Annotated in this window: 9 protein-coding genes; 3 read left to right on the forward strand and 6 right to left on the reverse strand. The window is 64.4% G+C overall.

Going from position 1 to position 12,380, the window contains the following annotated elements:
* Window positions 1-129: 129 nt before the first annotated feature.
* Genes parE through pgi form a run of 3 tightly spaced genes read right to left on the reverse strand, consistent with a single transcriptional unit; the run spans window position 130 to window position 4,502 of the window.
* Window positions 130-2,010: a DNA topoisomerase IV subunit B gene (gene parE / locus HUS66_RS11930; protein WP_175071127.1), complete on the reverse strand. Its 1,881-nt coding sequence runs from the start codon at window positions 2,008-2,010 to the stop codon at window positions 130-132.
* A gap of 55 nt (window positions 2,011-2,065) precedes the next feature.
* The gene (locus HUS66_RS11935) at window positions 2,066-2,716 is read right to left on the reverse strand and encodes a YqiA/YcfP family alpha/beta fold hydrolase (protein ID WP_175071128.1); all 651 of its coding nucleotides are present in this window, start codon (window positions 2,714-2,716) and stop codon (window positions 2,066-2,068) included.
* A 28-nt stretch (window positions 2,717-2,744) separates the two neighbouring features.
* On the reverse strand, window positions 2,745-4,502 hold the full coding sequence (gene pgi / locus HUS66_RS11940; RefSeq protein WP_175071129.1) for a glucose-6-phosphate isomerase: 1,758 nt from the start codon (window positions 4,500-4,502) through the stop codon (window positions 2,745-2,747).
* A 151-nt stretch (window positions 4,503-4,653) separates the two neighbouring features.
* On the opposite strand from pgi, the gene cmoA reads away from it, so the two are divergent.
* Window positions 4,654-5,397 (forward strand): carboxy-S-adenosyl-L-methionine synthase CmoA, encoded by a 744-nt coding sequence (gene cmoA, locus HUS66_RS11945; protein WP_175071130.1) that lies wholly within the window; start codon window positions 4,654-4,656, stop codon window positions 5,395-5,397.
* A complete protein-coding gene (gene cmoB, locus HUS66_RS11950) occupies window positions 5,398-6,390 on the forward strand; it encodes a tRNA 5-methoxyuridine(34)/uridine 5-oxyacetic acid(34) synthase CmoB (protein WP_175071131.1) in 993 nt (330 codons plus the stop codon).
* 87 nt (window positions 6,391-6,477) lie between these two features.
* On the opposite strand, the gene HUS66_RS11955 is transcribed toward cmoB, so the two are convergent.
* Window positions 6,478-8,565 carry an LTA synthase family protein gene (locus tag HUS66_RS11955; RefSeq protein WP_175071132.1) on the reverse strand — a complete coding sequence of 696 codons (2,088 nt, stop codon included), beginning with the start codon at window positions 8,563-8,565 and terminating at the stop codon, window positions 6,478-6,480.
* A 175-nt stretch (window positions 8,566-8,740) separates the two neighbouring features.
* A complete protein-coding gene (gene hmpA, locus HUS66_RS11960) occupies window positions 8,741-9,922 on the reverse strand; it encodes an NO-inducible flavohemoprotein (protein WP_175071133.1) in 1,182 nt (393 codons plus the stop codon).
* A 328-nt stretch (window positions 9,923-10,250) separates the two neighbouring features.
* Between hmpA and norR the strand changes: the two genes are divergently transcribed.
* Window positions 10,251-11,828 (forward strand): nitric oxide reductase transcriptional regulator NorR, encoded by a 1,578-nt coding sequence (norR, locus tag HUS66_RS11965; RefSeq protein WP_175071134.1) that lies wholly within the window; start codon window positions 10,251-10,253, stop codon window positions 11,826-11,828.
* 91 nt (window positions 11,829-11,919) lie between these two features.
* Here norR and HUS66_RS11970 read toward each other — a convergent pair.
* Window positions 11,920-12,380 (reverse strand): elongation factor 1-alpha C-terminal domain-related protein (locus tag HUS66_RS11970; protein ID WP_425340085.1); only part of this gene is annotated, 461 nt, incomplete at its 5' end.

Raw genomic sequence — 12,380 nt, forward strand, 5'->3', positions numbered from 1 at the left:
TGTGATGAGCTGTAAGCCGTAAGCTTTAAGCTGTAAGTAACCCCATAACTGCACCGGTTTTTTCTTACAGCTTACGGCTTAAAGCTACAGGCGAAGCCTGGTTGGCTTACAGCTCCCGGCGAAGCCGGGTCAGACCTCTATGTCGGCGAGATTGCCGTAATCTTCCAGCCAGCTCTTGCGATCGCTGGCGCGTTTGCGGGCGAGCAGCATGTCCATCATCTCGAGGGTGCCGTCGTCATCCTCGCGCGTCAGCTGCACCAGACGGCGCGTATCGGCGGCCATGGTGGTCTCGCGTAGTTGCAGCGGGCTCATCTCGCCCAGGCCCTTGAAGCGCTGGACGTTGACGGTGCCGCGCTTGCCTTCCAGGCGCTTGAGAATCGCCGCCTTCTCGCTCTCGTCGAGGGCATAGTGGACCTCCTTACCCAGGTCGATGCGATATAGCGGCGGCATGGCCACGAACACATGGCCGGCGGCCACCAGCGCCGGGAAGTGGCGCACGAAGAGCGCGCAGAGCAAGGTGGCGATGTGCAGGCCGTCGGAGTCGGCATCGGCGAGGATGCAGATCTTGTGGTAGCGCAGCTTCGAGAGGTCATCGCTGACCGGATCGATGCCGATGGCCACGGCGATGTCGTGAACCTCCTGGGAGCCGTAGATGTCGTGGGACTCCACCTCCCAGGTATTGAGGATCTTGCCGCGCAGCGGCAGGATCGCCTGGGTTTCGCGATCGCGCGCCTGCTTGGCGCTGCCCCCGGCGGAGTCGCCCTCGACCAGGAACAGCTCGCTGGCGGCCGGGTCCTGACCCGCACAGTCGGCGAGCTTGCCCGGCAGCGCCGGGCCGGAGGTGACCTTCTTGCGGGCAACCTTCTTGGCACTCTTCTGGCGGCGCTGGGCGGCGCTGATCACCAGCTCGGCCAGCGCCTCGGCCTGATCGACGTGGTGGTTGAGCCATAGCGAGAAGGCATCCTTGACCACACCTGAGACGAAGGCCGCCACTGCCCGAGAGGACAGCCGCTCCTTGGTCTGGCCGGCGAACTGTGGGTCGAGCATTTTCACCGAGAACACATAGCTGACCCGCTCCCACAAGTCGTCGGCGGTCAGCTTCACGCCCCGGGGCAGCAGGCTCCGGTACTCGCAGAATTCACGCAGCGCCTCGAGCAATCCCGAACGCAGGCCATTGACGTGGGTGCCACCGAGCGGCGTGGGAATCAGGTTGACGTAGGACTCCAGCAGCGGCTCGCCGCCCTCCGGCAGCCACTGCAGCGCCCAGTCGACGCCCTGCTCGTCGTCGGCAAAGTGGCCAACGAACGGCGAGGCCGGCAATACCTCGAAGCCATCGGTGGCCTGGGCCAGATAGTCACGCAGGCCGTCTTCGTACTGCCACTCGCTCTGGCTGCCATCGGTCTCGGTAAGCGTCACCTTGAGCCCCGGACAGAGCACCGCCTTGGCACGCAAAAGGTGCTTGAGGCGCGGCAGGGCCAGCTTGGGGCTGTCGAAATAGCTCTCGTCAGGCCAGAAGCGCACCAGGGTGCCGGTGGCACGCTTGGCGCAGCTGCCGATAACGGCCAGGTCCGAGACCTTCTCGCCGTGCTCGAAGGCAATGGCGTGGCGGCTGCCATCACGGCAGACCTCGACCTCGAGTCGCCGTGACAGGGCGTTGACCACCGACACGCCGACGCCGTGCAGGCCACCGGAAAAGCGGTAGCTGGACTGGGAGAACTTGCCGCCGGCATGCAGCTTGGTAAGGATCAGTTCGATACCCGAGACACCGTGCTCGGGGTGAATATCGATGGGCATGCCGCGGCCATCATCGGCGACCTCGATGCCGCCATCGGGCAACAGGCGCAGCTGAATATGACGGGCATGCTCGGCCAGAGCCTCATCGACGCTGTTATCGATGACTTCCTGAGCCAGATGATTGGGTCGCGAGGTATCCGTGTACATACCCGGGCGTTTTCGCACCGGTTCGAGCCCGGAAAGAACCTCGATGGAACTAGCACTGTATTGCGTCATGCGTTGTCCAGGTGTTTGGCAGTGAACGGGGCGGACGGCACGCCGCCAGACTTCGTCACGCGTGATGAAAGATCGTGGTCACCCGGCCCGGCGCTAGGCGGCGACCGCCATGGGCCAGCACCGCCGGCAGATAGTCGGCAAGGGCACTGAAGCCGTGGTCGCCGCCGGGATGCAGTATCGTCGAGCATCCCGCGTAAGCCGCGAAGGCATCGCGGCAGTCCAGCGTCTCGTCGGCAGTGCCCAGCAACAGCAGATAGTGCGCAGGCGTTAACCCGGGCGGCGTCAGGGCTTCGAGCGCCTCATGGTGACGGCGGTCGATGACGAAGCGCTCGCCGGTGTCGCCGTTGACGAACTCGTCGCCGATCCAGCTCTGCATCAAACGCGCCGGGCGCACCGCCGGGTTGATGACCACCGCTGGCAGCTCCAACCGCTCGGCAAGGCAACTGACCAGAAAACCGCCCATGGAGCTGCCCACCAACAGTGGCCGAGGCCCCAGTGTTCCAAGAGCCGTCTCGGCGGTGGCCAGGGCTTCGTCGGGGCGGTGCGAGAGCTGCGGCGCCTCACAGGGCAGCGGCGCGCCTTCCACGGCGCTACAGGCCGCGCGCACCAGCTGAGACTTGGGTGAACTGACACCGCTATTGAAGCCGTGCAGATAAAGCAGGCCGCTGGCCGGGGTCGCCTCTCGGTCGATGGCGGGGCTCAGCATACCGCACATCCTGTATACGCATCCAGCATCAAGACACCTCGCGTCGAGTCGCGCCTGTCGGTGAGGTTGCTGACTTGGCTTCGCAGCTCGCCTGATCTTCGGCAGCCCACAGCGCTTGGATCAGGCCCTGGCTGGAATCGTCCATGGTCTCCAGACCTTCACGGGAGCCCAGGATGCGTTGGGTCTCGCCGGCGATCTGCTTGCCAAGCTCCACCCCCCACTGGTCGAAGGGATTGATGTCCCAGATGGTGGCCTGCACGAACACCTTATGCTCATAGAGGGCAATCAAGGCGCCCAGGGTGTGAGGCGTCAGGCGGTCGAGCAGCACGGTGCTGGAAGGCTGGTTACCGCGATAGCGTTTGTGGTTCGGCCGTGGGCCATCATCCTCGATGGCGTCATCGCCCAACATCAGCAGCCGCGACTGGGCGAAGCAGTTGGCCAGCGTCAGACGGTGCTGGGCCTTGAGATGCGTGCGGGTCTCGGCGTCCTCGACACGATCGTAGCGGCGCAGCGGGGCGATGAAGTCGCACTCGACGGCCTGGGTGCCCTGATGGAGTAGCTGATAGAAGGCGTGCTGGGCATTGGGCCCGAGCTGGCCCCAGAGGACCGGGCAGGTGGAGTAAGCGGCCACCTGGCCCGCGTTGGTTACCGATTTGCCGTTGGACTCCATCTCGAGCTGCTCGAGATAGCTCGCGAAATACTCGAGCCGACCGTCGTAGGGCAGGATCGAATGCGCGCGGATATCCAGGAAGTTGACGTTCCAGATCCCGGCGAGGCCCAGTAGCACCGGCAGGTTGTCCTCGAGGGGCGCCTCCTGAAAGTGGCGATCCATGGCGTGAGCGCCGCCCAGCAGGGCGCGGAAGTTCGCCATGCCCACCACCAGCGCGATGGGCAACCCGATGGCGCCCCACAGCGAATAACGCCCGCCGACCCATTCCCAGAACTCGAGCTGGTTAGCCGGGGCAATGCCCCACTCGGCCATTTTCTCGGGGCTCGCCGAAACGCCGATAAAGTGTTGGCGCATGACCAGGGCCCGGTCGATGGCACTGGGCTCCTCGTGATCATCGTGAACCAGCCGGGTCAGCAGCCAGTCCCGAGCCGTGCGGGCGTTCGACAGGGTGTCGATAGTGGTGAAGGACTTGGATGACAGCACGAACAGGGTCGTCTCGGGATTCAGCCGCGTCAGGTAATCGGCGAGCTGTGAGCCGTCCATGGTCGAGGCGAAGTGCACCTTGATCTCGTGTACGTCACGGGGCCGATAGTCGGCCAGTGCATGGGTGACCATCAGCGGGCCCAGGTCCGATCCGCCGACCCCCAGGTTGACGACATCGCTGACCGCCTTGCCGGTGGCGCCGCGCCACTGGCCGGCGTGAAACTTGTTGACGATCGCCTCCATGCGATCGAGGGTTGCGTGCACGGCGGGCACCAGGTCCTGGCCCTCGACCTCGAGATGGGCGTCAGCCGGCAGGCGCAGCGCAGTGTGCAACGCCGGACGATCTTCAGAATGGTTGACCCGTTCGCCGGCCAGCAACCGCGTAATGGCCGCCGGCACATCCGCCTCGCGGGCCAGTGCCATCAGCCCCTCGAAGGTCGCGTTGCTGAAGCGCTGCTTGGAAAGGTCGAGCGTCAGCCCCGAGGCCCGCCGGCAGAAGCGCGGATAGCGGGGCTCGCCGGTCGCCGCGGCCTCATGAAACAGGGTCTTCAGATGCACCTGGCGCATCTGCCGCGCATGCTCCGCCAGCGCCGCCCAGGCGGGCCGCTGATCGATCGGGGTCGGGTGGCTCATGAACTCTCTCTCCTTGACGAGCGCGGCGCCTTGACGAACACCGTTGACGAACATCTTTTACGAACACATCGGTCTCCCGGTGCAGCGGGTGCAGCCGGGCGGCGCGGGGCGTAGAATGCCGGAAATTCCGCTATGACCCTGACATGACGCCATGAGTGACGCATCTTACCGTGACGCGATCTTTTCGACACCCCTGGACCGAGTGGCCCGCTTCTCCTTCGACGAACAGGTAGTGGCCTGCTTCCCCGACATGATCCGCCGCTCGGTGCCGGGCTATGGCCAGATACTCGGCATGCTCGGGGTGATCGCCGAGCGCCACCTGCGCCATGGCGCCCATGTCTATGATCTCGGCTGCTCGCTGGGCGCAGTGGGCCTGGCGCTGGCCGGGCGCCTGCCGGCGGACGCCTTCCGCCTGACCGGCGTCGACCTGTCGCCGGCGATGGTCAGCCGCGCCCGCGAGACCTTCGCCGCCGAGTGCCCTGAACATGCCTTTGAGGTCATCGAGGCCGATATTCGCGCGCTCGACTACCGCTCCTCGGGCATGATCGTGCTCAATTTCACCCTGCAGTTTCTGCCACCCGCCGACCGTGAAGCGGTGATCAAGGCACTTTTCGATGCCCTGGAGCCCGGCGGTGTGCTGGTGCTCTCCGAGAAGATCGTCGCCGATGACGAGCAGGAGAATGCCTGGCTGGTCGAGCGCTACCACGACTTCAAACGCGCCAACGGCTACAGCGACATGGAAATCAGTCAGAAGCGTACCGCGCTGGAGAACGTGCTGGTGCCGGACACCCTCGCCGCCCACCACCAGCGCCTTGCCCGCGCCGGCTTCCAGCGCAGCCACACCTGGTTCCAGTACCTGAACTTCGCCTCGATCATCGCCTTCAAGGACGCCTGAGTGTTGTCACCGGATTCCCACCGCCGCCTCTACCACGCCTTCGTCGACCAGGGCCTCGACGCCTGGCTGGCCCGCCTTCCCGAACAGCTGGCCCGTGGCCTTGACCGCAAGCGCCACGGCGACCTGCCTGCCTGGGAGAAGGCAGTGACCAAACTGCCCGCCCTGCCCGATGAACGCCGGGCAGACCTGGATCAAAACACGGTCAGCGTTGAGGTGGCGCTGAGCGAGCCTCAACAGCGCCAGTGCCATAACCTGCTGAAGAAGCTCGCGCCCTGGCGCAAGGGCCCCTATGCACTGGGCGGCATCCATATCGATACCGAATGGCGCTCGGACTGGAAATGGCAAAGAGTCGCGCCGCATCTCTCGCCGCTGGCCGGTCGTCGGGTACTCGATGTGGGCGGCGGCAGTGGTTACCACGCCTGGCGGATGGCCGGGGCCGGCGCCGCCTTCGTGCTGGTGATCGACCCCTCGCCGCGCTTCTTCTACCAGTTCCAGGCGGTGCGCCACTTTGTCGGCGACGCCGATGGCGGCCGCACCCACTTCCTGCCGGTGGGCATCGAGGATGTGCCCGAGCGCATAGAGGCCTTCGATACCGTGTTTTCGATGGGGGTGCTCTATCACCGCCCCTCGCCTCTCGAGCACCTGCAGCAGTTGAAAGACGCGCTGCGACCCGGCGGCGAGCTGGTGCTGGAGACCCTGGTGGTGGAGGGCGACGCCACGACCGTGTTCATGCCCGGCGAGCGCTACGCGGCGATGCCCAACGTCTACTTCCTGCCCTCTTCCGCCGCCTTGAGCCACTGGCTGGAACGCTGCGGCTTTCGCGACGTGCGGGTGGTCGACGAATCCATGACCAGCCTAGACGAGCAGCGCGCGACCGAGTGGATGACCTTCCAATCGCTGGCCGACTTCCTCGACCCCGAGGATCGGCGCCGCACCATCGAGGGCTATCCGGCCCCGCGGCGCGCCGTACTGATCGCCACCAAGCCAGCCTGATACGCCGCGCTATCGCACAGCCATCGCCCAGCACACATAGTGCTTACTCCGGCCCCGTCGACGCACAGGGGCCGGCTGTGAAGCTTTTTAGTCTGAGGGGCCGACCTCGCCCAACGCCTGACGGCGAATGCGCCAGTCTTTCAGCGCCAGCGCCGCCCGGGCCTGACGCGCTTGTTCACGCAGGGCATCGGAGGGTGCCTCGGTGGCGGCAAGCTCGCGTCCATCCTGCCAGGCGTAAAAGGTCGGCTGCGCCAGGTTGGTCGCGGCGCCCTGCTCGCTCACCATCATGCCAGCGCCGCCGTCTTGGCGATTGAACGACAAGGCCATTGGCGCCTCGGTCGCGGCGAAGAGATCACGCCCTTCCCAGGGAATCTCGGCCTGGGAGAGCGAATGCGCCCAAAGGGTGGGAAAGATATCCCGATGGCTGGTCCAGTCATCGCGCTGAGCGGTGCCGCCCTCACGGTAGCGCGGCGGCAGCCACATCAGAATCGGCACCCCGAACTGATCGAACAGATCATGGGCATCCGGGTACTGGATGATCGAGCGCGAATTGTGATCGCCGGTGGCAGCGAACAGGGTGTGGTCCAGCAAGTCCTGTGACTCGAGACGATTCAAAAAGCCGCCCATCGCATCGTTGGCGTATTGGTAGGTCTCGAGAATCGAGGTGCCAAGCTCGGGCGATACCGCCAACGCATCCCCCAGCGCCGCGACATCCAGCGGCGCCGGCGTGTAATGATCGGGAACATGATAGGGAGGGTGGTTGGTGATCGAGAGCATCACCAACATTACCTTTTCGCCCCTGGCGTCTGCCTCGCGCAAGAGCTCGGCGCCGGTGCGGAACATCCACTCGTCATCCAGGCCCCAGGTACCACCGGTCGCCTCGGGGAAGCGCTCGCGAATCGCGCTGGAACCGAGCACCTCATCGAAGCCCTGGCGCTTCAGAGCACCGTCGAGATCCCGCCACTGCACCGAACCCGCGGTCAGAAATACCGTGCGATAGCCGGCTCGCTGGTAGGGTAAGGCCGCCGAGGTCGAGAAACGCCGATAGCCATAGCGACTTTGGGTCAGCGGGCTGATCGGCGTATCCAACAGCAGTCCTTCGAGGCTCGGGTGGGTGCCATTCTCAGCCGACAGAGCCTGGGGAAAATAGTCCGCCTTGCCCTCGAGCCAGGGCCGCAACCGCCCCAGCAGGTCGTTGCCATGGGGGTCATCGAAATCCAACGGTCGGCGCCCCCAGCTTTCCATCAGGCTGACGACCACATGGGGCGGCGTCTCTTCGGCCGCCGGACGGCGAGGTGTGGTCAGCGTCATGCGCTCGAGCACCTCATCGCCATCGTCGACATCCGTCCAGCCCAGCGCCCGAGCCGCCTCCACCGGGGATGAAAAGCCGTAATGCTCTAGCCCCGACTGAGGATTGTCGCCGATATTATTGAGTTCACGCTCCTTCCATGCCAGGTACAGCGCCTGCGGGCCGCTTGGCACTAGATCGTTGACGAAGGCATTGGCCGAGACGGCCATGTTCATTTCACGCAGCGGGAAGGTGCCGAGACTGCCGCGCCCCAGCCCAATGAGGGCAACCAGGCTCACGACAACCAGCACACTCGCTCGCGGCCAGCCAAGGTGACGCGAGCGGCGTGAGCTAGCGCGACTACCGCCACGGCGCATCCAGGCAAGCTGAGCGCCGGTCATGCCGGCCAGCGCCACCAGCAATGCCAGCAAGGGGTAATCGCTCCACACCGTATCGATCACCGCCCGAGTGTCGTCCTCGAACAGGCCAAAGATCAGTGAATTGATCGGCCCCTGATAGAAGCTGAAGAAGAAGTGATTGACCAACGACAGCAAGTTGACCAGCACCATGCAGACCAATGCCCAGGGGAACCACAGCTGCCGCCATAGGGCGATGAAGGGCCGCGGCAGTGCCAACAGCAGGGTCGCGATCAGCAGCCAGGGACCGAGCAGTACCGTCATGATCTTGGCGTCGAAGCGCAGGCCCATCCAGAACGCCTGCAGCAGGTCGAAGGCAGGCGCGGTGAGCGGCGTCGGGGCATTCATCCACAGCAGCAGGCCACGCATCAGGGTCAGCGTTGCCACCCCGACCAGCCCAAGGCGCCACAGCTGGCGATTGATCTCGCGCCAATGCTGCCAGCGCGAGACTGTCATTCCATTGTCAATCATTGGTCATTCCATCGTGTTAAGCGACGCGTACTATAACGGCCCATTCCGGGCCTGACGATCCTCAAGGGCTCTCGAAAGCCTCCTCGAAAGGCCTCTAGAAAAGCCATGGCCAACGCAGGCCGGCCGACACACGATGAAAGACAGGCAAGGCAGGCGCCTCGCCCGAGCCAAGGCCTCAGGCATCAAGCGGGCGGGAAGGCCCGAAGTGCTCATAGTGACGGTGGTCCCCGTCAACCCCTAGCGATGCCAGTGCCTGGTCCATCGCCGTCATGAACCCCTGCGGGCCAACGAAGAAGCAGTGCGGCTTACCCGCCGGCAGATAGCGAGCCAGCAAGTCGCCATCGATACGGCCGACATGATCGGCAGCGGCATCCCCCGCTTCGGCGCGCTCGTACACGACCGCGCTGGTCAAATGCTTCGGATAGCTCGCCTTCAGAGACGCCAGCTCCTCGGCAAAGGCGTGCTGAGCCCGCTCCTGTGCGGCGTGCAGGTAAACGACCTCACGCCCCTGCTCCAGCGCCTGTGCTGCCAGCGGTAACATCGGCGTCTGGCCGACACCGCCACTGATCAGCATCAGCGGCTCATTGCCCTCGGCGAGGGTCAGCTCCCCCGCCGGCGGCAGCAATTCAAGGGTATCGCCGACGCCAAGCACATCATGCAGATGACGGCTGACCCGCCCCTCAGGCTCACGCTTGATCGACAGCCGGTAACGCTCGCCATTGGGTGAGGCCGAAAGGCTGTAATGGCGATAGACAGGAACACCCTCGATCGTGAGCTTCACCCCGATATACTGCCCCGGCATGAAATCGGCCACGGGCTTGCCATCCTCGGGAACTAGCACGAAGGAACGAATCACCGAGCTCTCCTGATGCGTCGCGTCGATGCGGAAGGTACGCGTGCCTCGCCAACCGCCCTCACGCTGGGCGAATTCATAGTAGCGATGGTCCTCGAGCTCGATCAGAAGCCCCGCCAGCTCCTCGTAGAGCGCTCCCCAGGCATCGGCGATTTCTGGCGTCACAGCATCGCCCAACACTTCGCCGATGGCCGCCATCAGGCATTCGCCGACGATCGGGTACTGGTCGGGCCGAATACCCAGCGACACATGCTTGCTGACCACCGTGGCCAACACCTGGCGGGCACGGGCGGGCTCGCGGCGCAGTTGCACATAGGCCAGCACCGCCCCGGCAAGCGCCTGAGGCTGCGCCCCATTGGTCTGGTGGGTCTGGTTGAATAGTGGCGCAACCTCCGGGTAACGCTCGAACATCAACGGGTAGAAGCGTGATGTAATCGTATTGAGGTGCTCGGCTACCACCGGCGCAGTCGCATCGATCAGACGTTCCTGGTCTTTCGTCAGCATGCAGGCTCTCACTCTTGGTAAAGACGGTTGATAACGACGGTTGATAACGACAGTTGATAACAACGCTTGGCTGTCATCCCCTGGCTTACCGCCATAACGGGGCATCGAGATAACACTCGGTACCCTCCCTCTTTACCAATCAGCAATCTTCGTGCCAGAAGTGCGCCAGAGATTAGCTTATCCTTCGCTGGCCAGGCTTCACGCAGGTTGCGGCAATATCCATCCCTAGCGATCAATGATTCCAGGCATGAGAAACACCAGGCGTAATTGACAAATTGACAGTCAAAATGATGTCTTTATGACCATGAATTGTCATAAGGACATTTACATGGCCGACTTTCTCGATGCCCTACGCGATCTGCTCGCTCGGCTTTCCAAAGGTGATGGCGAGGATGCTTACCATGATGAGTGGACCAGGCTGCTGCATGCTCTGGTCGGTGATACTCAAGCCGATGCCAGCACGCTAATGGTGATGGACCAGGGCAGCCTGCGACCGGTGGCGGTCCTGGGCCTGCCCGATGACGTTCGCGGCCGCCCCTTTCGGCTGCAGGAACACCCCCGCCTGGCGGCCATCGCCGCCCATCCCGGTATTTGTCGCTTTCCGCCTGACAGTGAGCTTCCCGACCCCTTCGATGGCTTGCTCGACGAGGAAATGAGCCAGGTTCACGACTGTCTGGGCGTCGCTCTGCGAGACGGTGATCGGCTCATCGGCTTGCTGACCCTAGACGCACTGAACGTTCAGGGACTGGCGAACCTGGATGAGGGTGAGCTGCTTGCCGCCGCGCGCCTGCTCGGCACCTGTCTGCGAGTGGCCGAACAGCTCAGCACCACCCGCCAGCAGCTCAGCGAGGCCCTGGAGGAAGAGCAACGTAGCGCCCCTCTGCAACAATGGCACAGTCCCGTCATGGGGCGCCTGATGAACGCCCTGTCACTGGTGGCACCTACCGACATGAGCGTGCTGCTGCATGGCGAGACCGGCGTTGGCAAGGAAGCTGTGGCGCGCGCCCTGCATGCCCGCTCCCAACGCCACCGCGGCCCACTCGTGCAGGTCAACTGCGCCGCCCTTCCCGAGCATCTGATCGAAAGCGAGCTGTTTGGCCACCGCCGCGGCGCCTTCTCGGGCGCACATGCCGAGCGCCGCGGGCACTTCGCCATGGCCGATGGCGGCACTCTGATGCTCGATGAGGTCGGCGAGCTACCACTGAGCCTGCAGCCCAAGCTGCTGAGAGCGCTTCAAGAAGGCGAAATTCAACCGTTGGGCAGCGAGCGCGCTGAACGCATTGATGTGCGCATCATCGCCGTCACCAATCGTGACCTGTCAAGCGAGGTCGAGGCCGGACGCTTCCGCGAGGACCTCTACCACCGCCTGAATGCCTTTCCGCTTGCCGTTCCGCCACTACGCGAGCGGCCTGAGGACATCTCACTGCTGGCCGGTCACTTTCTTGAGGTCAACCGGATACGGCTCGGGGTCGCCAACCTGCGCCTAGACGCTGACGCCATGGCCGCGCTGACGGCCTGGCAGTGGCCGGGCAACATACGCGAGCTCGAACACACCCTGGGCAGAGCGGCGCTGAGGGCCCTTGGCGAGCAGGGAACCGCCAGCCCTCAAGTGAGGCGCCAGTCAGTACTCCGCCTGTCGCCCCACCACCTGGCACTGCCCGACTTGCCCGAAGGCGAAAGTCACACCTGCGGCGAGACGCCAGCCATCCCCCCGGGTGCCAAAACAGCCACGCCGAGCGGTGCAAGCGCCTTACCCCTGCGCGAGGCCACCGACGACTTCCAACGCCGCCATATCCAGGCCCACCTAGAGGCGAAGTCCGGCAACTGGGCGGCTACCGCCCGAGGGCTTGGCATCGACCCCGGCAACCTGCACCGTCTGGCCAGGCGCCTGGGCTTAAAGGACTAGCTCGTAAGGACTAGCTCTTAAGAACAATAAAGCCCCGCCACCCAAGGATGACGGGGCTTTCGGCTGGCAAGGGGTTGGCCTGGGCGGCGCCTTAGCGGCCCAGCAGGGTGCTCACATCCTTGGCTTCCCAGTGCGGGAAGTACTTGCGCACCAAGGCGTTGAGCTCGACTTCGAAGCCCTGCCAATCGACATCACCGCCGATCTGGCCGCTGCCCTTGGCCGTGCCGCGAATCATGCCGGCCCCGACGGTGACGTTAGTCAACCGGTCGACGACGATAAAGCTGCCGGTACCCGGGCTCTTGCGATAGTCGTCCACCGGCACCTCGGCGGTCAGCTCCACCTGGCAGCGGCCGATAGCATTGAGCTCCAGGCGCTCGGCATCCTTGTGCTCGAGGGTGTTGACGTCAACCTGATAGTCGATGTGGCTCACCTGACCGGTCAGGTCGCGAGTCGCGAGCTTGAGGTCATAGGGACGGCCGGGTTCGAGCGCCGTCTCGTGCATCCAGACGATGTCGGCCTCGAAGGCGTTGGACATCGGCACCTCGGCATCGG

It is taken from the genome of Onishia taeanensis (assembly GCF_013349955.1).
GTDB classification, from domain to species: Bacteria; Pseudomonadota; Gammaproteobacteria; order Pseudomonadales; family Halomonadaceae; genus Onishia; species Onishia taeanensis_B.